Source organism: Streptomyces sp. NPDC037389, assembly GCF_040636475.1.
In the GTDB taxonomy this organism is placed as follows: domain Bacteria; phylum Actinomycetota; class Actinomycetes; order Streptomycetales; family Streptomycetaceae; genus Streptomyces; species Streptomyces hesseae.
The window spans coordinates 49679-76318 of record NZ_JBEZUS010000014.1 but is presented as its reverse complement, the minus strand read 5'-3'; the positions used below and the strand labels follow the sequence as shown (position 1 = coordinate 76318).

Genomic DNA, 26640 nt, shown 5'->3' with positions numbered 1-26640 from the left:
CTCAGGTGCGCTGCTGTTCGGCCGCTTGCACGGTGTGCCGCAGGAGAAGGGCTGTGGTCACTGGCCCGACGCCGCCGGGTACGGGGGTCAAGGCGGCTGCTTTCTCCGCCGCCTGGGGCGCCACGTCGCCGACGAGACTGCCGTCCTCGGCGACGTTGGTGCCCACGTCGATCACGACCGCGCCTTTCCTGACGTGGTCTGCGGTGATCAGACCTGCACGGCCAGCGGCGGCCACCAGGATGTCCGCGCGTTCGGTGACGGCCGGGAGGTCGCGGGTGCGGGAGTGGCACACGGTCACCGTGGCGTGGCGGTTGAGCAGGAGGTGGGCGAGGGGTTTGCCGACGACAGCGGACCGGCCGACGACGGCCACATCGGAGGCGGGGACCGGGATCTGGTGGTGGTCGAGAAGTTCGATCACGGCTTCGGCGGTGGCCGGCGCGAAGGCTGGCCGGCCGACCGCGAGGCGGCCGAGGGAGGAGGGGTTGGCGCCGTCCACGTCCTTGTCGGTGCCGATTGCCTCGGCGACGTCGTCCAGCCGGATGCCCTCGGGCAGCGGGGTCTGCATGATGATGCCGTGCACCGCCGGGTCCGCCGACAGCTTGCGCAGCGTCTCCCGCAGGGCGTCCGCAGGGGCATCGGGGCCGCAGTCGAGGACGTCGCAGGTGATGCCGGCCTTCGTGGCGGCCTTGGCGATGGAAGAGACGTACCAGGCCGAGGACTCATCCTTGGTGGCTGTGACCACCGTCAGCCGAGGCGGCGTGCCCGCGTCGGTCAGACGGGCGGCACGCGCGGTCACGTCCTCGCGGATGGAGGCGGCGAGTTCCTTGCCGGACAGGGGCTTCGCGGTCACCTGGTGATCTCCTTGCGCACGGTGGCGGTGATGTGGTCGGTACGTTCGCTCAGCGCGTCCACCGAGGCGGCAGAGCGCAGCAGGGCGGTTCGGGCGTCGGTGTCCTTGATGCCGGACAGGTTGATCTCGATGTTCAGGCGCGCGGTCGCCGCTGCGGCTCGCGCTGCTTCGGCTGAGGCGCCCACGTCGGTGATGACGTTGCGGTTGCCGATGGGCAGCAGCTTCTCGGCCAGGGTCACGGTGTCGGCCGCGCAGGTAATCGTGGCCTCAGCCGGGCGGGCGGCACCAAGGAGGGCGTCGGCGATGGCGGCGGAGCGGGCGGCCTTGGCCTCGTCGGTGTCCTTGGGGAGCCGGTAGGCGTCGGTGACGGCGGTGAACGCGGCGGCGTCGTCGGCGGCGAGCTGGAGCGCCTGCCTGCGCAAGGTGTCCGCTTGTTCGGTGATCCGGGCGATCGTCTCCTCGTGGTCGGTGTACTTCGGGCCGGTGCTGTAGCGGGCGACCATGCTCACCAGGGCGGCGGCCTGTGCGGCGTGCAAGGCCGCTGCGGCGCCACCGCCCGGTGCTGGTGTCCTGGCCGCAAGGTCGGTCAGATACGTCTCGATGGCTTGATCACGCACGGGCGATCTCCTTCATGGAGGCTTGATAGCCGAGATACCGGGCGATCGGCTGCTCCAGCTCGCGATAGCACGTGGAGCCGTCGGCGATGGCCCAGCCGCACCCGGCAAGATAGCGGGCCGCCGCCTCCGTCTCCCCCGCTCCGAGATCGCTCTCGACGCGCCTCACCGCTTCCAGTTCTTCCCGGAGCCGGGCGGCGGCTCGGTCGAGGTGAAGCACGATGCGGGTGTTACCGGACAGGGAGACCGCACGGTGGCGGAGGAGGAGGGCGAGGAGGTGCCGGGCGGCGATCGCGTCCACCTGCGCCTGCGGGCGGCGCAACCACGCTTCCCGGGCGATGCGGTCGGCGACCAGGACGCCGGCGGCCCAGGGGGCCCAGGGCTCGCGGCAGTCCCCCAGCATGGCGAGGGCTTCGAGGTCGGCACGAAGCTCGGCGATGACAGCGACCAGGCGCCGCCCCCGGGTGGACACGGACATTTCTCCGGTGGGTCCTTGGCGGTGCCCCCATTCGTGGGCGAGGAAGGCCAGCCGCCGGAGCTTGCGTAAGGCATGCGTGCCTTCGTGCTGGTCGTCGATCAGCGGCAGAACACGGTCACGGAAGAGCGCGGTCAACCGGTCAAGGAAGACAACCCCGAAGGACTGGCTGGTGGGCCGTGAGGTGACGGCGAGCTGTTCGGGGAAGAGGACGGCACCGCCGGAGACGACGGCGGTGTACGCCTTCGACGCCGCCATAACCTCCCCGAACATGAGGACTTGACCGTGCGTGTCGCACGGCGGAAAGGCCCGGGGCATAGCAGCGCGCTCGGCGGTGAAGGCCACGGCTTCGAGGCCGTAGTGTCCCGGCCACGGGCCTCCGGGAACGACCATGCGGGCGACCAGGACGTTCGCCGTGTCCTGGTGCACGGTCAGCCGGTGGGCGACGGCGTCCGAGCGCAGGTGGCTCAGCGGCTGGGGCCCGCACCGGTGGAAGTCCTCATACGCCAGGGCGACGTGATCGAGGACGGCGGCCGGGGCATCGGCCAGGGCGCGCGGGGTGCGGGCGTCCTGGCAGCACGCTCCAGGGCTCAGGTTGTCGGCGTCCACGGCTGACACGAGCGAGGACGCCCAGGTGGTGAAGTGGTCGATCACCTTCGCTTCCCCCTTCATGGAGGTCGGTCAATCGGCTGCCTGAGCGAGCAACTGTGCAAGAGAGGCGGATTCGGATCCGGCAGGTGAGGGGACGTGCAGGGGGACGGGGCGTTTGCGGACGAGCGTCACGCCGTGCTCGTCGCACCGGTACACGTCCGCCCGGCGGGGCCTGATGCTGTGGTGACCGAAAGGGCACAACATGGCATCAGGTCCGCCGGCGGACCTGATGCGGTTCACCACTGAACTGTGCGGTGCTCACTCGACCAGTGGGCCGCCCGTTCCCGGGCGATACGCGTCTCCGCCGCCGTGTCCCTGCTCCTGACGGCCTGGAGGAGGACGACGTCGATCCGGGGGCAGGTGGGGCAAGTAGGCTCCGGCGGAACCACAGGGCCGGGGCCGGGCCCCGCGCTGTGGGGAGTGGTCATCACCTGCCGCCATGCCCGCTCCAGGTCCGGCCGATCAGCCTTCGTCACGAGCCCTGTCCTTTCTTCTGTCCGCGCTGTTGGTAGAACGCGCCACACGCGGGGTGCTGGCTGTCTAGAGGTGCGGGGGTGAGGGCCCGGAGACTGGTCATCCACTCCGTCCCGCCCCTGGCCTGGCGGAGGAACGCGACCTCACGGTGGGTGCGCAAGGTGTAGGGGTCCTGCCAGTCGCCGGCGTACATCAGTACGCCGGTCCGGCCGCTGCGCCCGTCGTGAACGAGGGTGCCGACAGGCGGAAGATCGGTGGTGCTGGACTCGGCCGAAACAGAGGTGGAGGTCATAGCCCGGCCCCTCGTTGACCCGACGCTTCCCGTTCCCGCCACCGGTCGATCTCTTCATCCGGCACGCGGGAGATGCCGGTCATGTGGATGAAGAGCTGTCCGGCAAGGGTCCACCGCAGCGCGGGGGCGCCGTAGTAGACGTACTCCTCCCCATCGGAGACCACCTGTCTTGCGGTGCGGCAGTATCGGTATTGGTGTCCATACACCCCGACGATCGTGTGTTTCCGCACGCGGACCAGGGCGTGACTGCGGCGCAGAGCCGGGCACAGCGACGGGGCGGTGAGCGCGCACCGGCGGCACACGGGGGGCTGCATGGTGCGCTCCACGTCCAAGGGGAAAGGCCCTTCGACGCCCGCAGTGTCCAGAAGCCACAGGGTGCCGTCGTTGGTGTGGTCGGCCGGGCCCCCGCAGACCTGGCACAGCCGTCGGCGCATGCACCGGCGCTGACGCTGGGAGTGAACGTGGCCGAATAGCGGTTCCCCCCGGCCGGGGGCCAGACCGCGACTGGCCCACAAGGCTCCGCGCTCGTCGCGGTCCTGCACGGTTTCGCCGTCCAGGAACGTAATCCCCGTCCCCATCCGGTTGGGAACGATCGCCTCCGTCCTCCGGGTCTCCCCGCTCCATGCGGTGATGTACGGGACGCTCACCGGCCTCCGGCTCAGCATGTGCGTGCTGGCCGGCAACGCCGTGAACGCGGGCAGCGTGGTTTCGGAGAGGTTCACGGCTCGCCTCCGATACGGGCACGCGTCGCCTGAGCAGTCACGCGGCGCCCCCGATCGGGCCCAGCGAGAGCGTGCCCCCGAAGAGGCGGGCGAGGTCGCGGAGAAGGTTTTCCGTGTCCGGGCCGCTCATGACGAGGTGTGCCTCTTCGGGCTCGCCATCACCCGCGAAAATCCGCAAGGGGATGAAGAAACGGCCCGCCTGAGTGCGCCCCAACGGCTGATCATGTACACGCTCGACGTGTAATTTGGACTGACGGTTGTCGGTCATAGATCCCCTCGACTGAACGTCGCGCTAAGGGAGTTCGGCAGACGTCAGACCGTAGGACGCACACGCGAAGGCACCCCGGAAAAAGTTCCGGGGTGCCTTTCTTCTGGGGCCAGCCTCAGCCAGCAAGCACGCCCACGTGTGCGGCATGATCGCGCAACTCGGCCCGGTAGGAGGGACGTTCACGCTTGAGGAGGTCGCGCACCGCCTCGCGAACGAGCGGGAAGAACTTGACCTCTTCGGGTGACGTCTTCCTGATGCGGCCAATCATGTACAGCGTGGCGTAGTCGTCCTGCTTAAGCCTGTTGGCGTTCATGACCTCGACGAGGTACCGAGTGCGACGTTCGAGCGGCAGCACGGGGTTGTCGTCGTTGATGTCGTCGGCAAGACGCAGGGCTTCGGTGGCGTCGCCTTCTTCGGCGGCAAGGTGCACGCCGTGCATCGCGACGTTGGTCGGCCCGAACGAGGTCCGCCAGCAATTACGGTCGACCTGGGCGCGACTGGCGACGCGGTCGGCGGCGTGCAGTAGGTCCCACGCCGCAGCCGGCCTGCCGTCACGCATGGTCGCGACGGCCGCAGCGAGGTGCAATGCGCCATGGACGGACAGCAGCTCGGGGGAGGCGTCGGCGCCGGGCGTGGTGATCTCCATCGCCGAGCGGGCGAGGTCGGCAGACTCGGCTACGTCCCCTGTGCTGGTGAGAACGCTGCACAAGCCCCATGCAGACGCCCCGAGCAGGACGGGGTCACCGGTTTGATCAGCGAGCTGTAGCGCGCGATCGGCGGCAACGCGCGAGAGAGTCCGCTCACCCACGCGCCGCAGGTAGACCTGCAAGAGGTGGTACAGGCTGATCACAGCCCGCGCGGCCGTGTCCTCGCCGCCGCCGCGAGCGTGGCGTGAGGCGTAGTGCGCTTCCGCGAGAAGCGTTGGCAATTGCGGGCCGACGATGGCGTATCGGTCGACGTTGTGTTCATAGGCGTGCCACGCCTCGGCGACGCGCTGTGCCAGTTCATCCGGCGTCAAGGGCGCGCCAGGCAAGTGATCTCCGAGGCGGGACGAGATCACAGACAAGGCATGCCGGATAGCGGGTACGGACTCGTGTTCTGGTGAGCCGGCGGTGGTCAACGCTATGTTCCGGCCCGTCAACTCGGCAAGCTCTCGGATGTCGAGCACTCGGGCGAGGTCGAGCAGCACGGACAGCTTGTCGACAGGGATCACCCCCCGCTCGACCTTGCTTACCCAGTCTTCCGAGCGACCGATCAGGCCAGCAAGCGCAACCTGTGAGAGCCCTTTGCGCTGGCGATACAGCTTGATGCGGTCCCCGGTGGTGAGTTCGAAGAAGCTGTTCACCGGTACCCCTTTGGGGATGTCGTGACGACGCGGTTCTACAACCAGAGTACGCGTGGCGCCTCCGGGCTTGCTCGTGTCTTCGGCGTGGCCCCGATAACGCCAAGTAAGCCCCCGCTCCGGCCTGTGGCCGGAGCGGGGGCGAGGGTTCAGTGGGCCGTAGTGGCCTGCCAAAGGGATACGGCGACGCCGAGGAGGGCGACGAGTACGGCGAGGCTGGGCAGAGGCCACCGGGAGCGCTCAAGTGCGTTGACCCGGGTGCCGAGGTCGGCTAGTCGGCGGTCGCTCTGGTCGCTGCGCTGGACGAGGAGGGCGAGGGCGCCGTCGACGCGTGCGAAGCCCGCTTCGACGGCGCCCCGGAGCCGTTCGAGTTCCAGGGCGACGGCCGCTGCGTCGGACGGTGGGGAGTCGGTCACGCACTGCCCTCCCGGTCGCCGGCGGGGAGAGTGCCCGCCGGGTGGGTTCGGAGCCAGGCCGGGAAGAGGGCCTGGACGCCGGGGATCGCCATGATCCGGGTCAGGCCGGCAGTGACGGCGAGCGCGCCGGCGGCCCAGGGCAGGGTGGCGGGTATGCCCGAGGCGTCGATGATGACGGGCAGGAGTGCGGCGAGGGTGATCGTGGTCTGTACGGTGGTGCGGATCGTGCGCCGGGTGGCGTCGGTCAAGTGGGGCTTACCTTTCGGTGGTTGTGCCGGGGCGTTCTCGAGAACGCCCCGGCGGGCGTGGGGCTTACGTGTCGGCGGCGGGGAGGGCCAGTGGGTCGCGTCCGCGGGCGGCGGCGCGTTCGCGGAGGTGTCCCAGCGCTACGACCGCTTGCAAGGGAACGACCCCATTGCCGAGTGCCTTGAGCTGGGCGGCGCGGGAGAGGCCGGGGACGGCGGTCACGTGGCCCGGGGGCAGGCCCATCATCCACTCGACTAGAAGGGGGCTGAGTCGTCCCATAGCGTCGGTTGCTCGGGGGGCTCGGCGTCCGACGATGGGTGTCCACTGGTCGACTGCGTCGGCGTAGGGGCCCCATGGGTGATCCCGTAGGCCGCCGAGGGAAGAGTCAGGTCCCCCTTGCTCCCCCTCTGCCGGGGGCTGCCCTTGGTACCGTCCGTCGCCCGGGGTGTCGGGAGCAGTGAGCAGACCTCGGCTGCCAGGCTCTTCCCGTGCGTCCCCGCCTCTTGGCTGGGGCTGCGGCGCGTCGCCCTGTTCTCGTTCGGAGAGGCGCGGGGCGTGGGCAGCAGCGTGGAGTGGAGGGCGGAGACGGCCGAGCGGAGGTTCATACCGCCCTGCCGGCCGCTGCTGTGCCCGGCGCCCGTGGCCTCGGAAGCTGACGGTGTGGGCAGGAGCGCCTGCGCGGTGGGACAGCGCGGTGTGCGTCCGCCGGGCCGGATTGGTGTTGCAGGCGTGGATGCCAGGACTGCTATGGCCGTGGGTAGTTGCCCCTTCTGACCGCCCCCCTTGTAGTCCCGTGCTGCTGGGGTCGGTAGGCCAGGCGAGGATGAACAGCCTGTTCCGCTGGTGCGGGGCGCCCAGGTCGGACGCGCGTACACAGACCCATTCCGCATCCCACCCGAGGGCGGCAAGGTCGGCGAGGACGTCGCCGAAGCCCAGATTAGTGTGAGCTGCGACATTCTCAAGGAATGCGAAGCGGGGTCGTAGTGTGCCAAGGGCGCGTGCGATGTGCGGCCAGATGTGTCGTGGATCCTCAGTTCCCTTCCTCTTGCCGGCGGCGCTGAACGGCTGGCAGGGGTAACCGCCGACCAACCCGTCTACCGGCTCAACGTCACCCCAGTTCAGGCCGGTGATGTCGCCCAGATTCGGTACGTCGGGGTGATGGTGGGCGAGGATCCGTGCGGGACCGGGGTCGGGGTCGGCGACCCACGCGAGAGTCCCGCCGGCCACGTGTTGCACGGCCATGTCGAGGCCGCCGTACCCGGAGCAGAGGGAGCCGATCCGCAGTCCGGAGTCATCGCGAGCGTAGGTGGGACGAGTGGCGGTGGCCGTGCTCACTTGACCCGCGGGACCTTCAGCGCGTTCCACTGCTTGGCGCCGGGCCAGCCGTCACAGAATTCGGTGGCATCGCCAAGCTTGCGCTGCCACCGGCGCACGGACTCGCGGTCGGCGTCGGTCCACTGGGGGCCGGGGCCGTCCTGGTAGGCCCCGCATCCTTCTTCCACCAGACGGCGGCCCATGGCAGTGATGATCGGGCTGCTCGGCTCACTCTTGAAAAACGATTCGCCCGGGAACGGTTCAAAGTCGCTGCCGACCACCTCGCGGGTCTCGCCACCGCCAGTGGTAAACCGGTTGGCGGGGATGTCTCGCTCGTCCGCCTGCTGGCCGAAGTAGACCACGCCCTTCTGGCCACGGCGGGCCGCGTCGGCGAGTACTACGCCCTCGGGGAAGTCGGGGATGCCGTATCCGTAAATGCGGTCGCTCTTGCGGGGTCGGGTTCGCAGATAGACGCCGTCTCCCTCGGAGGAGCCGTTGTCGTTGGTATTTCCCTCTACGGTGGTGATGGTGTCGTCCGTGTAGGCGATGCAGATTCCGGTGTGCTCACCGCCTCCGTCGCCGTAGTAGACAACGCCGCCGATGACCGGGTAATCCGTCCACCGGCCACGGCGCTGGAACCATTCGACGCCGCTGGAGCACGATGCGGTGACGGGGGCGAGGGTCTTGATGCCGGCGGCCTGGAAGGCCCAGCTCACGAAGACGTGACACCATGCCTGCCCCTGGGCCCACTCAAGGCCGGGAACCTGGGGCGCGTATTTCTCGATGTTGTTCCAGTGGCCGTCAGAGTTGCGGCCTTCGTGGTATCCGACTTCGCGTCGGGCGATGCTTATGAGTCTGCGTGCAGCAGGCATAGATTCCTTGTCTGGTGAGTCCTTGCCGGTATCCGGTCCGGGCGGGGGTTCTCCACCCCGGCCTTCCTCCACGGCCTTCCGGGCCGCTTCCTCCGCCACCCGCCGCGCGGCCTCCCACGCGGCCTTGACTGCCTCCGCTACCATTTTTGACATCTCGTCCCATCCGCTGGGGCGGGGAGTGATCGGGTTGGTGTCAACCGCGAATTTGATGGAGTCCAGGTAAATCCACTTCACAGGGGACAGCACCATGGCTTGTAGCTGACCGGGGTACGGGTCGCTGCCGGACGTCACATCCACGCGAATGGAGTTGTTGGCCCGGTCATTTCGGGAGGTGGCACAAATGAAGCTGCGCAGGTAATGCGGCCGGGCTTCGGTGGGCAGAGTGGCCAGGAGCCAGGAGTCCGCCGGATTGAAGTCCCTTCCGTCCTTGCGTTCCACGCTGCCGGACAGCTCGACCGTACCGTTGACGATGCGCCAGCTCGGCGAGCCGCCGTGCGGCTTCACGTCGCCGGGCAGCGGCAGGGGGTTCCACGGCCCAGGGGACAGGGGCACCCATGCGGATTCGGTGCGCAGGTCGAGCCGCTGTTCATCCTGGAGGTAGGTGAGCTTGCCCGGGACAGGCATCTCGGTTGCCGCCTCGCGCGCGCCGACGTTCGCGTACACCGCCTGTGTCAGGGCGAAAACGCGCTCGTCCATGACGTCGGCCGTCTTGATGGCCCCCGTCTGCGGGGTGACCATGACCTGTACCAGGGGGACGTCCACGATGCCGTCCTGTCCCTGGGCCAGGGCCGGCGGCTGGGGCTTGGCGGCGGGTGTGCCGGTCAGGTAGGCGATCTGGATGCGCTGGGCGGTGCGGTCCAGGCGCACGGCGATGCGGTCCACCCGTGGTGTCGTCCCGGTGTTCGGGGTGATCACGATGTTCTGCGGGGTGTCGGCGTGGTAGTGGTGGCCTTGGACGGTGGCGTGGCCGGGGGCGAGGGTGACGGTCATGTCCTGCCCGGTGACCGTGGCGCCCAGGGGGTCCGCCTCGCCGGTACGGGGGGCGCGGATCCCGTCGGTCTGCCACATCGAGGTCATGTGCGACCACTGTGCGGAGGTGACCGTGGTGCCCGCCCCGGAGTCGAAGGGATAGAAGTACTCGGCCAAGCGGGGATTCCTCCCAAGAGGGCTGTTCAGTAGCGGGTGTTGAGCTGGTGGACTGCCTGCCACAGGCGGCGGACCTGGCCGTACAGGGCGGGGGTCTTGGTTGCGGCGCCCGTGCCCACCGTGGCCTGGACCGTGGAGGCGTCGGCGGTGTCGGTGATGTGGACCTCGCGCACCGGATAGGCGAGGTCCACGCCGCCGACGGTGGTGACGGTCACGGTGTCGCCGACGCGGTAGTGGCGGCCGTAGGACATCTGTGGGATGTCGATGGGTGACAGGGAGAGTTCGGCCTGTTGGCCGCCTTGTTCCAGGGCGCGGCCAGCGGCTTCGGCGAGCGCGGTGAACTGCGGGTCGGTGCTGTCGAGCTTGGCGGGGACGGGGCTGTCGCGCTGGTCCACGAACACCTCGGCGGTGCGGTTCCAGTCGCGTTCGCTGTCGGGGTTGGTCCACTGCCAGAAGAAGCGGTCTGTCCCGCGTCCCTGGGCGGCGACCACGGCCCGGGTGGCTTTCGGGGCGGACAGCTCGTAGGAGTAGGTGGAGAGGTTGCCGAGCTGTCGGGACAGCCGCACCTCGCGGGAGCGGTCGCGTGCTGGTGTGATCGCCAGGGTCAGGCGTGGCGCGGTGGCGTCGGGCTGCACGATGCGCACGGACAGGCCCGCGGTGGTGGCGAGGGTCTGTACGGCGGACAGTACGGTGTCGAACCGGAGTCGCGCGGACGCGCTCCGGCCGCCCGGAACACTCTCGCCGGGAGGCGAGGTGGTGTCGAGTCCGGTGACGCGGCGGCCGGGCAACGCCCGCTCGCCAAGGTTCACGGCGATGAGTTCGCGCACGACAGTCGCCGCTGGTCCTTGCCGCTCCCAGTAGTCCGTTGCGTAGCGCCCGGTGCCGGTGTCGGGTGGGCGGGAGGGGTCGGGGAAGGCCAGGCGTTCGGCCAGGGGGGCGTTGTCGCAGGTGCCGGTGAAGGTAAGCGTGCCGTCCGTGCCGGTGGTGGACGACCAGTCGTGCCGGACCTTCGACACCGGCCCGCTCAGCAGCGGTTCCGCCCCCTGCTCAGGGTCCGTTCCGGTGAGCGTGTCGGGCCAGATGATCACGCCCTGTCCGGTGGTCAGCAGCCGAGCCTGCGGGTGGGCGGCGGGCAAGGTCAGGGACCAGGTACCAACGTCGAGGTGGCGCACGATGACGTCAAGACTGGTGTAAGCGTCGATCTGCCCGATCCGGCGTAGGGAGGCGTCGCGGACATCGACGCGGTAGCGCCGCATCAGGCTCCGTAGTGTCGTGGCTGGTAGGTCAGGGTGACCGTGGAGCGGTCGTCGGCCCCGTTCGCGGTGACGGCGACCGAGTTGGTTCCGGGCACCAGGGGCCACAGGGCAGCGGCCCCGCCCACCGCCGGCCACAGGTTCTCGCCCTGGCTCCCGTCGGGTGCTTCCTGGTAGACGGCCTTGATCCCGGGGCGGGTGTCGATGACGACGGTGACGCCGGCGGGTACGGCCCGGTTGAAGACCAGGGATGCGCCGGTGGTCGTGTTCGTCAGGTGGACGGGAACGGCCGGCTGGCCAGCGTCCTGGGTGCCCAGGGGGCCGGTGATGCGCCACACCGGCCAGGCGTCGGTGTCGGACGTGACGGTGATGGGCACCCCGCTTTCCCCGATCACGCTGCCGCCGATCCGCAGCGGGAAGAACTGTGCTTCTGCACCGGGGGCTTCGACGTGGGTGCCGCCGGGGGCCGGAGGGCGTGAGAGGAAGTGCGGGGTGCCGCCACGGACGCGGAAGACTGCGGTGCGCAGGGGCCCGTACCAGTAGGGGTCTGGGGCGATGAGCTGTAGCCCGTAGCGGGCGTAGGCCAGGCCCGCGTTGTCGCTGCTCTCGTCTCCCTCAAGGCCGCCCGTATAGTGCACGCCGATGGTGCGGGCGGAGCCGTCGGCTTCGGCGACCCGCAGTGTTGCCGGGCCTGCCATGACGGCGGCGACCAGGTGCCGCCGGAGCGTCAGCAGTTCGGGCCGCGAGCCTGCCCACAGCAGCAGGGGCAGGTTGATCCGGCGGGCGCCGGCGCGGGCCTTGACGACTTGGCCGCCGTCGAGGCCGGCGTACTCGGACACGGTGGCTTGCCACGGCGGGGCGTCCATCCCTGTCGGTCCCGGAAGGATGGCGATGCACGCACCGGGTTGCGACAGGTCCCCGGTCAGCAGGAATTCCGACCCGGTCGCCGTGGTCAAAGTGACCCGGGGCGGGGCGTCCTCTGTCGCCTCGCCGCCCGTAACTCCGTTGTCGCCCCCGCCGGCGAAAGCGACTACCGCCGACGGGGAATTCACCTCCGACAGGACGGGCATAATCCAACCCCCTTGCCTCTTGCGTTGCTTCGCGCGATGAGGCACGAAAGGGTTGGTTGGGTCAGGCGTAGAGCGCGTCAGCGAAACGCAGCGCGCTCACAATCTGCTCTTCAGTGGGAATCCCGGGCACCGCGTGCAGGTGAATCACCGGCCCGCCGTCGCCGCTCCCCTGGGCCGGGGGCGAGGAGTTGAGCCCCTTGGCGCTGGCGATCATGTCCCACTGGGTGGGCGTGAAAACCGGCTCGGGCCGCCCCAGTCCGTTGTAGACGAAGGAAAGGCCAGGGGGCAGGTATCCGCCACTGTCATATCCTCCGGGACGGTCGAGCGCGGACAGCGAACCGTATCTGTGGATCGCATAGTTGAGGCCGGAATATACGTTGGCTAGCGGGTCAATTGAGGTGCCGTACAGGAACGGTCCCGTGTTCCGGAATGGCCCCGCATAGGCATCAAAGGTCGGCCCAATTACCTGCATCAGTCCGACACTTGGTGTCCCATCCAGCCAGTTGACATCCCAGGTGTTGACGATGCCGGGATTTCCGCCCGATTCATCATTCATGCGACGTAGGACAGTGTCGAGCCATGAGGCGGGCTGACCGAGCATGGACAGGGCGGTAAGGACCTGTGGGGTCCATTGGGTTACTCCGGAACCGCCGGTGTCCCCGCCCATGCGCGGGCTTCCGCCGGCCGACAAGAACCCCTTCACGAAGTCCGTGACCGTGTCCTTGAGGCCCGTTACCGGCGTCGTGAAAACGCTGCGGATCATCTGCGACCATTTGGCGCTGTCCATGGCGTCGAGGTCGCCGATGACCGGTTTCAGGAGTTTGTCCATGGCTTCGCCGGGGTGGGCGAGCATGTCGGCCGCGCCGGAGACGCCGCGCCATGCCTTGGTGGCCTTGTCGCTGCCCCAGTCCCATGCCTTACCTGCGGCGTCGCGGCCCCAGTCGAGGGCGGAGCCGATGACGCCGCCGCGGGCGAGCATCTGTGTGCCGGCGGCCTGGAGGAGTCCCAGTGCCCGCGCGCGGTACTTCGGGTCGGTGGGGATCACGAATTCCGGCCAGCGGGAATTGCCTTCGCCGACGATCGCTGTGGGTTTGTTGAAGACGCCGGGGCGTACTGGCAGAGCGCCGCCGGATTCCAGGAGCGGTAGTTTCTCCATCTTCAGCTTGTCGCCGATTCCGGGAATCCAGTCGGTGAGCTTGTTCCAGATATCCAGCACGCCGTTGTTCCAGACGGTGCCGATCACAAAATTGACCGGCCCCTTCGTGGCGTCCTGGATTTTGTGCCACGAGATGGCAATCGCGTCCTTGGCGTTGGCGAACGCACGGCCCACCAGATCGATCCCGGAACGCAGCGACTCAAAGGCGGGCTTGATCCCGTTGTCCCAGCCCCATTCAATGGTGCTGCCCACAGCCCGCCACACAGGCTTGACCACGTCGTAGTACAGCCACTCGACGGCGGGCCCGAGGACGTTCTTGAAGAACCAGACGAACGCGGTGACGGCTGGCCGGATGACGCCGTCCCAGGCCGCTTCGATCGCGGCCCCGATGAGCAGGAACGTGGGCCGAACTGTCGCATTGAACAGCCACATGATCACCGGCGCCAGGATGTTCTTGGTGAAACTCCAGAATGCTTGGAGGGTCGGCCAGATGACCGACGCCCACACGGTGGCGATGACCTGGCCGATGAACTGGAAGATGGGCCAGACGACGGTTTGACCGAAGTCGACGACCACCGGCCCAAGTGTTTGAGCGATGAATGACCAGAAGGCCAAAAAAAGGGGTTTAAGGACGCCGTTCCAGACGGCGCCAACCACCAGGGCTATGCCCTGGAACGCGGGCTGGACGGCGTTCAGCCACAGCCACATCACCGCCGGGACGACGGCCGTCATGATGAAGGCCGCCAGCCACATAAGGGCGGGCTTGAGGTAGCCGTCCCATATCAACTGGCCCGCTGTTCCGAGCCAGTTGAAGAAGGGCTGGAGGACGGCCGTCCAGACGAACAGGGTGGCGGTCTTGATCGCGTCCCAGCAGGCGGTGACCGCGTCGCGGAACGCGCCGACGCGCTGGTACGCGTAGTAGAGGCCGACGCCGAGGGCGACGACGGCGGCGATCACCAGGGCGATCACGTCGGCTGTCCAGCCGATCGGCGTTGCCTGGATCAGCACCGCCAGGGCGCCGGTCGCAGCGTTGACCAGCCATTCGGCCAGGGCGACGGCGCGTAGGCCAAGGCTGATGCTGATCAGCGCGACGCCGATTGCCTCCAGTACCCCGGGCGGGACCGAGGCGACGAGGTGGGCCAGGTCGCTGACGACGGGCAGCGTGACGTGGGATATCGGCGCGAGAGCGGTGGCGACGGTGCCGATGGCGGCGCCGATGTTGCCCAGCAGCTCGGCGACCGCTGGCCCGTTCTCACGGATGCGGGCCAGGAACGCGGCGAACGCGGGGCTGTCGCGCAGGCCGGTGCCCCAGTCGGCGAATTTTTTCGCCCCGTTCACCAGTGAGTCGGTGAACCGCTGGGTGTGCGGGAGGGCGGCGTCGAAGGCGCCGGCGACGCCCTTGGTCATGTAGCCGGCGGCCGTGCCAACGCCGAGGATCGCCGGGCGGACAGCGGTGGTCAGGTCGTCACGGAAGCGGTGCCAAAAGGGCGTCCGCATGTCGCGGGACGTGGCGTCCCACAGCTCCCGCGCGCCCGCCGCCGCGCTCTTGACCAGGGGCGTGAAGCTGGGCAGGGAGGCCCGCGCACCATCGAGGGCGCGGGTGAAAAGCGGCATCACCTCGGGCTGGAGCTCGCGGGACCAGTCCTTGAAGGCGCCCTTCAGCGCCACGAACGCCGTCAGCGTTTCGCGGGCGGAGGGGGTGAGGGCATCCAGTGCCCTCTGGTACTTCAGCGCGGCCGTCTGCGCGGCCGTCGCCGTCTGAGCGGTTTCCCGCTGCGCGTCGGCGACGCGGCGTTGTGCGGCGGCGATCTGCTCGGCCGCCTGCTGCTGGGCCTCGCCCACCGCCCGGACGGCATCGGCCACCCGCCCCTGGGCGTCGGCGACCGCGCGGGTCTGGTCGCTGACGCGCTGCTGGGCCTGGGTGAGCGCATCGTGCGCCCGCCGTACCTGCTCGCTCCCCTCCACCCCGGCGGCGTTCGCTTCGCGAACGTCGGAGGTGAGGCGGCGGTGGGCAAGCTGCTGTTCCTTGAGGCGCTGGAGGGCCTGGTCGAAGTCGAGCTGGGCGCGGTCGCGGTCGAGCTGGGTGGTGCCAGGGTCCACTGTGGTCTTGGCCAGGTCCTCGCGGGCCTGGGCCAGGCGCAGGACGGCGGCCCGCTCCGACAGGGCTGCGTCCGCCAGCCGGTTGTTGAGGTCTTCGAGCTGGCGGGCGGCGTCCGCGCGGGCAGCGGTCAGCGCCTCCTGGGCGCGCCGGGCGTCGTCCTGCGCACGGGCCAACTGCTCCTCGGCCCGGACCGCCCCCTCCTCGGCGGCGGTGACCTGGCGGCGGGCGGCCTCCACCTGTTCCGCGCCCTGGCGCTGTGCTGCCGCCAGGGCGCGGACGGCTTCTTCCTGCTGCCGGGCGCGCTGGGCTGCCTGGGCGGCGGCAGCGGCGCCGTTGTCGGTCGCGGCGGTGGCGGCGTCCTCGGCGGCCTTCTTCGCCTGGAGCGCCTGTGCGATGCCGCCCAGGGCGGGGGCGGCGACGGCGGCCAGGAGGCCGAAGCCGACGGCCGCCGCGAGGGTGGCGGCGGCAAGGCCGCCGACCTGCGCGGCCATGACCTGAATCGCCGGAAGGGCGGCCAGGCCGGTGATCGCGGCGGCGAGGGCGAGGGTGCCCATCAGGGCGGGGCGAACGTTGAAGTCGATGGCCTTGCCGTCGAGGGCATCGGCCTGCGCGCGGACGGCGGCCAGGGCGGCGGACGCCGCAGCGGCGTCCACCCGCACGTCGATATCCGCGTCGGTGGCGGCCAGGACGGACAGGTGCGCCTGTACCGCCTCGATCTGCGCCAGCGCCGTACCGGCGTCGACGTCGATGCCCACCCGGGCCTGGGCGAGCGTGGCGAGCTGCGCGCGCAGTGTCGCCAGCTCGGCCCGCGCCGGCGTGGTGTCGGCGTCGATGTTGATCTCGGGAAGTGCCGCCTGCGCCGCCTGCACCTGGGCCCGCAGGCGGGCCCCGAAGGATCCGTCCGTCTCCAGCCGGACGCGGCCCTGGACGGCCGTGATCCGGTCGATCTCCTCGCGGACGGCGGCGAGCTGGGCGCGAGCGGTGGCGGTGTCCGCCCGCACCGTGACGTCAGGGTGGGCGGCGCCAAGCCGTATCAGCTCGGCTTCGATCTCCTCGACTTCCGCGCGCGCCGTGGCGGCGTCGAGGTCGATGCCGATCGTCTTGCCCGCCAGCGCCTCCATGCGCGTCCGCAGGGCCTGAAGGTCAGCGTCCGCCTCCGCCGTGTCCGCGCCGACGGTGATGCGCGGGAGGGTGCGGAAGGCGGCTTCGAGCCGGGCCCGCACGGTGCGGGCGAAGGCACCGCCCGTCTCTTCACCGGCTCGCGTGGCACTGCCCTGGGCGGCACGGCCGCCGGCGCGAACGGCGCTGGGGATCGCGTCCCGGATGGCCGGGGACAGAGCGGAGGCAATCGCCCGGCCGAGGTTGGCGCCGATGCGGGCGCCGTCGTCGGCATGGCCGCGCATCGCCTCCGCGAACGCCTGCCCGGCGATCCGTCCGGCCTCCGCGCCGGCCTGCCGGGAGGGCTGGGCGAGGTCGGCGGCGAGCTGGGCCCGGATCCCCCGGACATTGGGAATGACCTTGACCTCGACCGAGCCGATCAGCGTGCCCACCAGCGGCCCCCTTATCTCTCTGGGGGCCAGCCGTCAGGGGGCGGGCCGCAGTGCTACGTCTGCTGGACGGGCGCGGGGCCGTGCATGATCTGCCACAGGGCTTCGGCCGCCGCACCGCTCATCCGCCCTCGCGGGGGTTTGCCAGGGGTGCGGTGGATGCCGGGGCGAGCCACGGGCTCCGGCGGTGTGATCTTCTTGCGGGCCTTGCTGTCGGTGTTCGCCATCACGTAGCAGTGGGACAGCTGACGGACGGCGTCGATGAGCTGCGCGAGGAGCATGTCCGCTTGCGACCACCGGCCCGTAGCCGGATCACTGCGGGCGGTCTGCTCGTCCAGGGCCCCGGCCGGAGCGCCGTTGCGCAGTGCAGTCATGACGGCTGACTCTGGCGGCAGGTGTTCCACCATCACCCGCACCTGCCGCCAGGACAGGCGGCCACGGTGCAGGTCAAGGACGTCCACGCGGTAGTAGCGGCGCAGGTCCGCTTCTACCGCCTCGCCGTGCTCCGCGAGGAGGTGGTACGTCCAGAGGACTTTCCCAGCGCCTCGCCGCCGGCCTCGGCCACCGCCCGCACCCACGCACCGATCTCGTCCTGTGTCGGGTCCACCTCGTACCAGATGGCCACGTCGCCGGGGTACAGCACACCTTCGGCGAAGGCGTCGAGGTCACCGGAGTTCAGGGCACGCAGGTGGGAGGCGCGCCAACGCTGTGCGGGAAGCACCCGCACCGTGCGGCCGGCCAGGTCAGCGGGCACGTAGCCGTCGACGGCGTCGGTCTCCTGTCCAGTGGTACCGGGCGCCACAGCACCCTGCTGGGTCGGCTCGGCCCCGCCGCCGATGGCCGGGCCGCTATCGAGGGGGGTTTCCGTCATGGTCTCGGACATGGTGCTTCAACTTCCTTACAAGTAAAGGTGTTCAGGTGTGGCGGAATGTCAGGCGGCGGGGGTGAAATCTGACTGAACCAGCGCGTCGGCGGGCTTCAGCGGGGTGATGTCTGTCGTCTTCGGCGTCGCGGTTCCGGCGGGGGGAACGGGCATGGTGAAGGCGTGATACACCGTCGTGTTCGAGGAGTCGGGATAGGCAGTGATAGTGACGTCGTACCCGGCCAGCTCCTCACTCTTGTACGTGACGTCGGAGCGGTCGGTCACCTCGCCGGCGGGAACGTAAAAGCCTTCCATCGTGTCGCCGTCGACGGTCAGGAAGTAAAACGACCGGCGGTCCGGCTTGGGGGTCGCGGACTCAGCGAAGCGCGCGATGCCGTCCTTATCCGGTGCCAGATCCGCCACAGGAACGCGGAAAACAAGGGACTTGACGACCGGATTGTTGGTCTCCCACAGCGTCAGCCCGAAAGTCCGCACGCTCTTGGTGATCTGGGTACGGAAAGCAGACGTCACACCCCACGGGCTGAAATCCTTGTGATCTTCATCGATGCCGAATTTCAGGCCGTCATCCGAGATAGCGCCGAGCCCGGTCCACGGGGCGGACGGTGTTCCCAGTCCAGTGGGGCTCGGGGTACCGAGCGGGGCGACCCAGGCACCGCCGGTCGCGCCGACCATGGTCAGGTCCGCAGAGCGTGTGATCTGAAGCAAATTGCTCCTTCGAAAGTTCAGGGGTATGGGCCAATCGCCCAGAAATACAGGGGAGAAGGGGTGCGTTCAGCGGGTATGCAGGCGCACGGTGTAGGTGGCCCCGACCCGCACCACGGCCGAATTCGCCCACGGCCGCACGGCCGGCGCCGCGATGGTCGAGCAGGCGGTGAACACCACCCCGCCAGTTGCAGGAACGGCAGTCGTGCCGGGCAGGGCCTCCAGGAGCAGGGACCGGACGCGGGTGGCCAGGTGGACGGCCTCGGCCCGGGTAGCGGCGAAGGCATCGACCTCGACCGTGGCCACGTCGAGGCGGAAGCCGTCGTCCGTGCCACCGCTTCGGTACAGCCGCACCAGCGGCAGGGCGGCTTCGAGGTCAGCGGGGGTATCCGTGCACACCCGGGCCCCGTCGAGGAGGCCGGGCAGCCACGCCACCAGGGCGGCTTCGGCGTCCGGCCACGGCCAAGTCACTGCTGGCGCCGCGCTGCGGCCCGCCACAGGGTGTGATGGGCGGGGGTGCCAGCCGTGCCGTACTCCACGGCCATCGCGTGCCGGGCGGTGTTGATGACCACCGCTCCGGCGCGGTCCCGCTTCGCGCCCATCCGGCGCTGCCCCCACACCTCGAAGGAATCGCGGTAGACGCCGGTCTCCACCGGGGCCGAAGCACGGGCGCGGGCGGCGATCACCTCGCCTGCATGGACCATGGCCGTGGCGACCATGGCCGTGTTCAGCATCGCGCGGATGCCCTTGCGGTAGACGCGCACCTTCACGCCGTCGCCCACCGGACACCTCCTTTCACCCGCCTACGGGAGCGGGGGTCAGCCGGTGGCCCGGCGGGCGGTCAAGTGGACGCCGACATGGCGGCCGGTGAACGGACTCCGGTATGCGGCCGGCGCACCGTGCACGTCGAATGCCTGGCCCCGGATCCGGAGGCGATCGGTGGGGCGCACGTCGGCCCCCGCGGGGAGGTACACGTTCAGGGATGCGGTGACGGTGTCCCGCCCGCCGGTCACCTCTTCACTCCCCCCAGGGCTGACAGGAGCGACCACACACCCGCGCACCGGATGCTCCTCAGAGGAGGGAAGGTCGTTGCCGTAGATGTCGCGGCCCGGGGTGCTGGCGCGCAGGACCGTGATCGTCTCCCCGAAGGGGAAGCCGCTCACGCGGCCTCCGGGAAGACGAGAAAGGCGGCGCCAGAAGCGATGCGCACGTCACCGTGGAGAACGGTCGCCACAGGTCCAGCCCCGGCCGGGGTGGGATCAACGCTGAAGGCGCCGCCCCTGCCCGCCATGAGCTTGAGCGACCGGCGCTCGTCGCGCGTCAGGTACAAGCCCGCCTGCGCCGCCGGTCGCTGAATGCTGTAGGGGCCCACTGTTTCGGATGCCAACCCTTGGGGATTGGCATATGCCCTTGCAGCAATGGACAGGACGACCGCACCGGCGCCCACGGGCAGAGGGTCCACCACCGCCCGGCACAACGCCTCAGCCTGCGCGATGACCAACACGGCCCGCACCTCTTCTACCTCTTGGCCGAGGAATCGCGCAAGCTGCTCAGGGTCAATTACGGCCACCGATCACCCCCTGACTCAAAACGTGTCTGCGGCCGCTCGACATCCAATGGCGACGCCCGGCACCGTTTACCTCAGAAGTGAGCCCGTCTCCTGCGCTTTGGCTGGGTGCCCATATCGCCGGACGGAACGACGGCTCATGGGCCGAGCTAACCGACCCGAGGCCCTGGAAAGGCCCCGGAACTACAAGTCAGGGAATCACTCACCCGTCCTTTACACGCCGTTCCCGCTGGGTGTTTCATAGGCGCGCGACCCACAGACAGGTAACTATCGAACTGTGGTGCGGTTGCTCGTACTCCTGAACGGGGGAGAGATGTCGCCGTCTCCAAAGTCAAGCACGACTGTCGTAGTCCTTGTGGCAGCAACAATCGTGGCTGGCATCAGTGGCAGCCTGCTCTCAAAGGGGGTTTCCAGCTACATCCCGGGCGGGAAGATATCCCTGGCCATTTTGTTGGCGATCCTTTTGATTGCAACCTTGACTTCCGAGCTGCTCTCTGGATCTGACGGAGATGAAAATCTCGGAGCCGTCAGGCAGAAACTGTCCCAAACCCTGGGGATCATCTCCGCCCTGACACTGACCGCCGGAACTTTCCTTGCTTTTGCCTACTATGCCCCCGGATGGCTTGCAGCTCTGACCAGGGAATCGGGGCTGAATGGATCTTGGCTCGGCGAGTCGCGCTACACAGGGACGGATCAGTCTGCAAAAACGCGATTGGAGATGCACGTCTCAGACGAGAGGTTGACCGGCTCCCTCACCGTGGAGGGGCGGATCGCGTGCCGTTGGGCGATCTACGGAAAATCTATCTTCGACTCCGGAGAACAGTACCTCAAAGCACGAAAAGAAACCGGACCATGGCAATGCGCCGAGGACTTCCCTATAACCGTGGAGCTGCTTTCCGATCGCCGAATAGCTGTCAAATTCCAAGAGAATTTCCGAGGCCCCGACAGGGGGCTATATCAGCTAGGCCTGAATGGCGTTTTAAGTCCCGAAAATCAGGGGAAGAAAGATAGCTAGAGAAACCGAACTCACCGACGGGATATCAATCGACGGTGATTCCGTTAGGCGGCCTTAGTGAAGTCGCCCTGCTTCGGCGTGTCCTTGAGGGCGATGACGGGAGAGGTGTAAGTCGCGAATGCATTCTTGTCGCCGATCGCGAAACCGTAATGCGCCTCAGCAAGAAGCAGAACAAGGTTTTCCTGGAATGCGGAATGAATGTGGCCGTCGGAATCTACATACGTGCCCACGTCGGTGGACTTGATGGTGATGTCCATGCCGACGCCGTACACGCACTGGTCGAAGTCGCCAGCGACGGCGCGAAGGCCGGTGTCCGTGGTGATGGCCTGGCGGTTGAGCCGGCCGCCGATGCCTCTGTTGTAGGCGATCGGGTAGCCGATGAGGGAACCGCGCGTGACGGTGCCCTGCCCGGCCGGGTCCGGCACGAAAATCGGCCGACCGGTGGTGTCCGTGGCCAGCAGCATTTCCGGCTTCAGGAGAGGGTCCGCGACGAAGCCGGTCGTGTCGTATCCGGCGGTGGCCACCTGCTTCAGGCCGCTGACCACATCCGCGTAAATGCCGCCCTTGGCCTGCGTGGTGGTACCGAGGGACACGGTATTGGGGGTGGCGGAAAGGCAGTCCTCAAACGGTCCCTTTGAGCCGGTGAGGGTCTTGCCGTGGATGGCCGCGTAGTCGAAGGCCCGGCCCAGCGCGGTGGGAAGGTCGCGCTGAAGCTGGTCGTAAAGGCCGGCGGGGTTGTTCATGAAGACTTCGGCCGATACGGGGATCAGGACCGCGACCTTCTTGCCCCGCATGGTGCGGACGGACATGGAGGAGGCGCCCAGGGGCTTGGTGCCCGCTTCGTCGACCCAGTCGGCCAGAGGGATGTCGCCGGAGACCGGGATGGCGGTCTCGGCGGTCATGGACAGGGGGACACGGCGCGCGAGCTGCATCACCGCCGACGACTCCACCGCCCTGTCGAAGATCGGGCCCGTGAGCTGCGGGGGCAGCAGGGTGGACGGAACAGCGGTGGACTTAATCGGGGTGACAGGAATGGCGCTGGATCCTTAAGTGGTGCGGTGGGACAAGTCGTGCAAGGGTCCGTCAGCGGTGCAGGGTGTTGCGGACGATCGCCGCGAAGGTCTGGGCCGGGTCCCCGCCCGAGAGTTGGGCGGAGGCGCCCTGAGACGGGTCGGGCATCATCAGCGGCTCGCCAGCCAGGGCCGCGCCGGGGGTGGGGGCGAAGGTGGCCAGGAGGTCGTCGGCGTCGGCTTCGAGCTCTTCACGGGTGGCGCCCACCAGGCGGACGGCCTGCCGAGGGGACAGGCCCTTGGTCTGGGCGACGTGAGCACGCACCAGCTCGGTGCGCGACTGCTCCGCCGCCCGCTCCGCCGCTTCCGCCCGTTCCACGAGCCTCTGCACCTCGGACTTCCCGGCCTCACGGAGCTGGTGCAGCTCGGTGGCAGCAGGCTCAAGCTCAGCCACCCGCGCGAGGTGGGCGGCCAGCTCAGCGGAGAGCCGTTCGATCTCCGTCCGCGCCGCCGCAGGGTCCTCCCACACCGGCGCAGACTCGGACGGCGGGACGGAGCCCTCAGACGGATGAAGCGGCTCAATAGATGGCATAGCGGGCACCTCTGGGCAAAAAAGGGGGGCCCTGCCGGAGAGCACGGCGGGGCCAGGACGATGGGCAGGAAAGATCAGGCGGAAGTCACGGTCAAGGGGTCGGGTCGGTGCGGTACTTGGTGTCGAAGGCGCGGCGGAAGCGGGTGAGCTTCTCGGATCCGTAGACGCCGTGCGACGCCTCGTAGTACAGCTCTTCCCACTGCTCCACCTGTGGCTGCGGCTCGGACCGTACTCCATAGAAGGCCGGTTCGGCGTGGCAGTGGCAGCGGTCGTGATACGGCTCGCCGTCCTCGCGCCGGTCCGCTGTGCGCCGGTCGCTGTAGACGACGCCATTGACAGCCAGGAGCGCGCAGAACGCGCAGCACCCTGCGGTGGCCACGCGCCGCCAGCCGATCGCGGCCGGGTCGGCGCGCGCGGCCTTCTCGATCGTTCGCCGTCCGGCCTGTGCGGCAAGGCGCTGCACCCGCACGAGGTCTCGTTCCGTCTGCACCGCCTCCCACCGGGCCACCGCCTTGCCGTCGTCCTCGTCGTCCAGGGGGCGCCGGGAGGCTGAGGCGCGCACGGCGCGGCGCGAGGCGGTGATCTGGCCGACGGGCGGGGGCCCGGCCACGGGGACGTCGAAGGCGCCTCGCACGCCACTGGCCTTGCGGGCGTCGGAGTAGTAGTCGGCGGCCAGTTCGGCGGAGGCGGCGCCGTAGCGGTGGATCATGCGCACGACGGTCGCCGACCACGCCCGCTCGCGTTCGGTGCCCGGCAGCGCGGACTGGTAACGCTTCCGCGCCGCGCGGTACTCGGTTTCGAGGACGCGGCTGAGTGCTTCTTGCCGTCGCCGGTGAGCATCGGCCAGGGCCCGCAGGATCTTCACGCCGCCAGCCCGAACCCGCCGGTGCCGTCGGCGCTGGCGGGGGTGAGGGTGTCGGCGAGCTGGTCGAGGGCGGCGCGGCCGGCACTGCGGCGGCGTTCGGCGGCGATCCGCTCGCGTTGCGCGCGGTCGACTCCGGCCCGCTCCAGCGTGACTTCGGAGTCGGCCGGGAGCACGCCGGCCGCCACGAGTTTGACCGTGGCATCCGCTTGTGCGGCAACGGTCGGGGTCGCCGGATCGCGCCACAGCATCTCGACACGTGGCACCGGTGTGGGGGTGCCGTCGAGCTGGAGGGCCAGACGCATCGCGCGCGACCAGGCGCCCGCGAAACTGCGCTGACGACGCTCGGCCTTCTTGATCAACCGCGCCTCGCTCGACCGAATGGCCTCGGCGGAGGCCGGGTTGTCGGTGGTATAGCCGAGCATGTGGGCAGGCACCCCCGCGACGCCGGCCATGAGCCGGGCGTACATGTCCACGATCTTCCCGTACACCGCCGGGTCGTAGGCGGGGAACTGGCCCACTTCGGGCACCGCCCCGTCCTCGTCGCGCTCCAGCGCCAGGTAGCGGCCCGTGTATGTCTCCCACGCGCCGCGCGGCGAGCCGTCCGGACCTTGAAATGCCCCCTCGGCCGCGCCGAGGATGTATCTCTGGGGCGCGCCGAAGAACTCCCTGGCGACCTCGCCGCCCAGCAGGGTTCGGCATGCGCCGTCGGTCAGGGCCCGCACCTCCGGCGTGATCTCCGAGGCCCCCCGCCGGTCCCTGGTGCGGGGGCGGTTGGCCAGGCGGACCACGGGGACGGCGCCCAGGCGGTGCGGACGCCGCTCCAGCACCGACCAGCCGGTTCCGTTGCCCTGAAGATCAATTGTCTGGTCGGGCAGGTAGAGGGTGGCGGTGCGCTGGGCGCCGGCCGTGATCTGCCGCAGCGCCGCCCGCACGGTGCGGGTACGCACGTCGTAGTCGACGGTCATGTGCTGCGGCGCTTCCACCGACACCAGCGGGACACCATCGTCCCCGACGCCAACCACCAGGTAGGCACGGCCGTACACCAGGGCGTCGAGGTGTGCCAGCCCCGCTTCCTCGGAGAGGTCGTTGTGGGCCCACAGCGCGGTCAGCTCGGTGTCCACGGCGGGGTCGTCCGGGCAGCGCAACCCGTCGATGTCCAGGCGCTCGTCCAGGGCGTCGACGATGATGCGGGGCCAGCCCGTCACCGTGCGGATCCGCTGAAGCGCGGGCGGCACCGCGATGCCCAAACTGGCGACTCGGGAAAGGCCGGTGAAGTATGCGTCGAGCCTGACGAACTCCGCCTCGTCCTGCGCCACCAGGGCGGACAGGCGCGACAGGGTGTCCAGCTCGGACGTGGACAGGGACAGCGCGGACAGGACGGGCGTGGACAGGGCGGGTACGTCTCCTCGATCTTGCTCAGCCGAGGACGACCACACGCCCCGACCCGCGCGCCTTACGGCGCGATGCGAACTTATGGGAGTTGAGGACGAGGCGGCGCAGCATCCGCGCGCCGACCATGCACACCGCCGCGTCGATCTTGCGCTGGCTCTCGCGGTGTTCCTTGCCGATCGTGATCCCCCATGGGTTCACACGGCGGCGTGAGTTGGTGACGTGCGTGCGCATGATCCGGTGCCCGTCGTGCGTCAGCACGCGTTCCAGGATGTCCACGCGGGTGCGAATGACGGCTTCGGTGAAAAGTTGCTGGCGGCGGGGGTCGCCCATGTCCCACTCGACGGCATGGCGCCGGTGCCCGGCCGTGGTGGCGTGGACCATAAGGCCACGGCCGAAGTCCTGGGCCCACTGGTCGATGTAGCGGGACCAGTACCGCCCGCCCCCGCCCCCGCCCTGGCCGGGGTCGGCGGCCCCGCCAGCATCAGGGTCGGTGCCGGTGCCGGGGTCGGCGAAGAAGGCGAGCACCCGGTAGCGGTTGAAGACCTGGCGAACAGTGCCGTCGACGTCGCCGCGGGGCACCGTCCAGCCGTCCGGGGCCTTGGGCGGTCGCTGCCACACCCCGAGCGCGACCACGTGTCCGTCCGACACGCGACAGGCCGCGAGCGCGGTGGCGTCATCGGCTGTGCTGCCGTCGAAAAACACCACGATCTCGTCCCCGTCGGAAAGGGTCACATCGGGGCGGGCGCAGGCATCCCACTCATACGGCGCCATCCACGCGTCCTCGCTCGCCGTGATCTGGTTGTACCAGAACCGCCGGGAGCGGGACGGGGGGTTACGCACGTCGAGGATCGAGGCGACGATGCGGTCCACGTCCAGCCATACAGCATCACCGCGCACCGCCCGGATCACCGCCGGCGCCCACTCGGCGGTGAGCTTCGCCTCCGGCGGCGCCTCAAGACTGTCGTAGAGAAGGCCGGTGTCCGCCGCGCGGCCCGCCTGGACGTCCTCCCACGCCTCACGCGTGCGCTCAGCGACGCTGTCGAGTCCGGGTTCGAAGGCATTGGTGATCGCCAAGGTACGTGCCGCGCCGTCGGCCGACTTGGTCGCGTTGCGCTCGATCACGGCCGCCATCTCGTGCCCACCCGTGGACTGGGTCCACCAGTGCGTCTCGTTCATGATCGTGGCCGTGGTCCGTCCGCCTTCGAGGGCGGCCGGGGACGACGTCACGGCCTCAATCCGCGCCGCACCCTTGCGGGCGTAGATGATGGTCTTGCCCAGCTCGATGCCGTATTCCTCAATCGCCTTCTTGGTGAAGAGCGACGGGAAGAGCGTCATCAAGTTGCGGTTCTGATCGAAGCTGACGGCGGCGCACTGCACCCAGGCAGCCGGGTGCGGCTGCCCGATAGGCTGACCGGCCAGTTCCCCGGAGGCGAACGTCCGACCTGTGGGGCGGCACGGGCCCACGAGTTCGATCGCCGAAATCGCGGCGGCAGTCGGGTCCTTGCCCCAGCCCTTGAGGCGCTGGAGGACCGCATCTCGGTACAAGAACCGGCCGTCAGCGTCCAACGCGTAGAACCACAAGACGAACCTGAACTGCTCGCCTGTAAAGGTCCAGGGCTGGCCGTCGGGGTGCTGGAGGTACTCCGCCGCCCACACCGACACGTGCCAGCCGAGCGAGCGTTCCGGGACGACGAACGAACCGTCCTCGTTGCGCTGCCAGGCCGGGCCGAGCGCCACCGGCGTCACGGTCTCGGGCGGTTCTTCCTCCGCCAGCGGTGCGGCGGGGGGCGTGCTCATGGCGCACC

Annotated in this window: 27 protein-coding genes and 2 pseudogenes; 1 reads left to right on the top strand and 28 read right to left on the bottom strand. The window is 69.3% G+C overall.

Annotation, left to right across the window (positions count from 1 at the left end; genetic code table 11):
- Window position 1 precedes the first annotated feature (1 nt).
- The 23 genes and pseudogenes from AB0E98_RS27275 to AB0E98_RS27165 all read right to left on the bottom strand — a co-directional run bounded on the left by AB0E98_RS27275 (window position 2) and on the right by AB0E98_RS27165 (window position 19964).
- Entirely contained in the window at window positions 2-850 is an 849-nt protein-coding gene (locus AB0E98_RS27275; RefSeq protein ID WP_361707486.1) for a bifunctional 5,10-methylenetetrahydrofolate dehydrogenase/5,10-methenyltetrahydrofolate cyclohydrolase, read from the bottom strand.
- A complete protein-coding gene (locus AB0E98_RS27270; protein WP_361707484.1) occupies window positions 847-1467 on the bottom strand; it encodes a cyclodeaminase/cyclohydrolase family protein in 621 nt (206 codons plus the stop codon). The genes AB0E98_RS27275 and AB0E98_RS27270 overlap by 4 nt, the downstream gene beginning before the upstream one ends.
- The gene (locus tag AB0E98_RS27265; RefSeq protein ID WP_361707482.1) at window positions 1460-2611 is read right to left on the bottom strand and encodes a hypothetical protein; all 1152 of its coding nucleotides are present in this window, start codon (window positions 2609-2611) and stop codon (window positions 1460-1462) included. The genes AB0E98_RS27270 and AB0E98_RS27265 overlap by 8 nt, the downstream gene beginning before the upstream one ends.
- A 215-nt stretch (window positions 2612-2826) precedes the next feature.
- A complete protein-coding gene (locus AB0E98_RS27260) occupies window positions 2827-3066 on the bottom strand; it encodes a hypothetical protein (RefSeq protein WP_361707479.1) in 240 nt (79 codons plus the stop codon).
- Entirely contained in the window at window positions 3063-3356 is a 294-nt protein-coding gene (locus AB0E98_RS27255) for a hypothetical protein (RefSeq protein WP_361707477.1), read from the bottom strand. Before AB0E98_RS27255 ends, AB0E98_RS27260 begins: the two co-directional genes overlap by 4 nt.
- On the bottom strand, window positions 3353-4078 hold the full coding sequence (locus AB0E98_RS27250; protein WP_361707474.1) for a hypothetical protein: 726 nt from the start codon (window positions 4076-4078) through the stop codon (window positions 3353-3355). Before AB0E98_RS27250 ends, AB0E98_RS27255 begins: the two co-directional genes overlap by 4 nt.
- A 37-nt stretch (window positions 4079-4115) precedes the next feature.
- Window positions 4116-4346, bottom strand: coding sequence for a hypothetical protein (locus tag AB0E98_RS27245; protein ID WP_361707472.1), 231 nt, complete (start codon window positions 4344-4346; stop codon window positions 4116-4118).
- Window positions 4347-4461: 115 nt separating this feature from the next.
- The gene (locus AB0E98_RS27240; RefSeq protein WP_361707469.1) at window positions 4462-5691 is read right to left on the bottom strand and encodes a helix-turn-helix transcriptional regulator; all 1230 of its coding nucleotides are present in this window, start codon (window positions 5689-5691) and stop codon (window positions 4462-4464) included.
- Window positions 5692-5837: 146 nt separating this feature from the next.
- A complete protein-coding gene (locus AB0E98_RS27235; protein ID WP_361707466.1) occupies window positions 5838-6104 on the bottom strand; it encodes a hypothetical protein in 267 nt (88 codons plus the stop codon).
- Complete coding sequence (locus AB0E98_RS27230) at window positions 6101-6352, bottom strand: hypothetical protein (protein ID WP_361707463.1); 252 nt, start codon at window positions 6350-6352, stop codon at window positions 6101-6103. The genes AB0E98_RS27235 and AB0E98_RS27230 overlap by 4 nt, the downstream gene beginning before the upstream one ends.
- A 64-nt stretch (window positions 6353-6416) precedes the next feature.
- Entirely contained in the window at window positions 6417-6596 is a 180-nt protein-coding gene (locus tag AB0E98_RS27225; RefSeq protein WP_361707677.1) for a hypothetical protein, read from the bottom strand.
- A gap of 573 nt (window positions 6597-7169) precedes the next feature.
- A pseudogene (locus tag AB0E98_RS27220) lies at window positions 7170-7685 on the bottom strand (DNA cytosine methyltransferase); the annotation flags it as partial.
- Window positions 7682-7930: pseudogene (locus AB0E98_RS27215) on the bottom strand (peptidoglycan-binding protein); the annotation flags it as partial. The pseudogenes AB0E98_RS27220 and AB0E98_RS27215, both read right to left, overlap by 4 nt.
- A gap of 1778 nt (window positions 7931-9708) precedes the next feature.
- Window positions 9709-10938 carry a hypothetical protein gene (locus AB0E98_RS27210; RefSeq protein ID WP_361707460.1) on the bottom strand — a complete coding sequence of 410 codons (1230 nt, stop codon included), beginning with the start codon at window positions 10936-10938 and terminating at the stop codon, window positions 9709-9711.
- Window positions 10938-11774 carry a hypothetical protein gene (locus AB0E98_RS27205; protein ID WP_361707457.1) on the bottom strand — a complete coding sequence of 279 codons (837 nt, stop codon included), beginning with the start codon at window positions 11772-11774 and terminating at the stop codon, window positions 10938-10940. The genes AB0E98_RS27210 and AB0E98_RS27205 overlap by 1 nt, the downstream gene beginning before the upstream one ends.
- A gap of 292 nt (window positions 11775-12066) precedes the next feature.
- Window positions 12067-16812 carry a hypothetical protein gene (locus AB0E98_RS27200; protein ID WP_361707454.1) on the bottom strand — a complete coding sequence of 1582 codons (4746 nt, stop codon included), beginning with the start codon at window positions 16810-16812 and terminating at the stop codon, window positions 12067-12069.
- A 53-nt stretch (window positions 16813-16865) separates the two neighbouring features.
- Entirely contained in the window at window positions 16866-17183 is a 318-nt protein-coding gene (locus tag AB0E98_RS27195; RefSeq protein ID WP_361707452.1) for a hypothetical protein, read from the bottom strand.
- Window positions 17184-17296: 113 nt separating this feature from the next.
- Entirely contained in the window at window positions 17297-17692 is a 396-nt protein-coding gene (locus AB0E98_RS27190; RefSeq protein WP_361707449.1) for a hypothetical protein, read from the bottom strand.
- Between the two features lie 48 nt (window positions 17693-17740).
- A complete protein-coding gene (locus tag AB0E98_RS27185; protein ID WP_361707446.1) occupies window positions 17741-18397 on the bottom strand; it encodes a phage tail protein in 657 nt (218 codons plus the stop codon).
- A gap of 66 nt (window positions 18398-18463) precedes the next feature.
- Entirely contained in the window at window positions 18464-18865 is a 402-nt protein-coding gene (locus AB0E98_RS27180; RefSeq protein ID WP_361707443.1) for a hypothetical protein, read from the bottom strand.
- Window positions 18862-19176 carry an HK97 gp10 family phage protein gene (locus AB0E98_RS27175; protein WP_361707441.1) on the bottom strand — a complete coding sequence of 105 codons (315 nt, stop codon included), beginning with the start codon at window positions 19174-19176 and terminating at the stop codon, window positions 18862-18864. The genes AB0E98_RS27180 and AB0E98_RS27175 overlap by 4 nt, the downstream gene beginning before the upstream one ends.
- Before the next feature lie 36 nt (window positions 19177-19212).
- Entirely contained in the window at window positions 19213-19557 is a 345-nt protein-coding gene (locus tag AB0E98_RS27170) for a hypothetical protein (RefSeq protein WP_361707439.1), read from the bottom strand.
- Window positions 19554-19964 carry a hypothetical protein gene (locus tag AB0E98_RS27165; protein ID WP_361707437.1) on the bottom strand — a complete coding sequence of 137 codons (411 nt, stop codon included), beginning with the start codon at window positions 19962-19964 and terminating at the stop codon, window positions 19554-19556. Before AB0E98_RS27165 ends, AB0E98_RS27170 begins: the two co-directional genes overlap by 4 nt.
- Window positions 19965-20316: 352 nt before the next feature.
- Between AB0E98_RS27165 and AB0E98_RS27160 the strand changes: the two genes are divergently transcribed.
- Window positions 20317-20976, top strand: a complete 660-nt coding sequence (locus AB0E98_RS27160) for a hypothetical protein (protein ID WP_361707435.1) — start codon at window positions 20317-20319, stop codon at window positions 20974-20976.
- A gap of 44 nt (window positions 20977-21020) precedes the next feature.
- Here AB0E98_RS27160 and AB0E98_RS27155 read toward each other — a convergent pair whose 3' ends face one another.
- From AB0E98_RS27155 to AB0E98_RS27135, 5 genes are all read right to left on the bottom strand, one after another.
- Entirely contained in the window at window positions 21021-21965 is a 945-nt protein-coding gene (locus tag AB0E98_RS27155) for a phage major capsid protein (RefSeq protein ID WP_361707654.1), read from the bottom strand.
- A gap of 94 nt (window positions 21966-22059) precedes the next feature.
- On the bottom strand, window positions 22060-22515 hold the full coding sequence (locus AB0E98_RS27150; protein WP_361707433.1) for a hypothetical protein: 456 nt from the start codon (window positions 22513-22515) through the stop codon (window positions 22060-22062).
- A gap of 154 nt (window positions 22516-22669) precedes the next feature.
- Window positions 22670-23443, bottom strand: coding sequence for a hypothetical protein (locus AB0E98_RS27145; RefSeq protein WP_361707430.1), 774 nt, complete (start codon window positions 23441-23443; stop codon window positions 22670-22672).
- Complete coding sequence (locus tag AB0E98_RS27140) at window positions 23440-24879, bottom strand: phage portal protein (protein ID WP_361707427.1); 1440 nt, start codon at window positions 24877-24879, stop codon at window positions 23440-23442. Before AB0E98_RS27140 ends, AB0E98_RS27145 begins: the two co-directional genes overlap by 4 nt.
- Window positions 24860-26632: a terminase gene (locus tag AB0E98_RS27135; protein WP_361707425.1), complete on the bottom strand. Its 1773-nt coding sequence runs from the start codon at window positions 26630-26632 to the stop codon at window positions 24860-24862. Before AB0E98_RS27135 ends, AB0E98_RS27140 begins: the two co-directional genes overlap by 20 nt.
- Window positions 26633-26640: the final 8 nt, after the last annotated feature.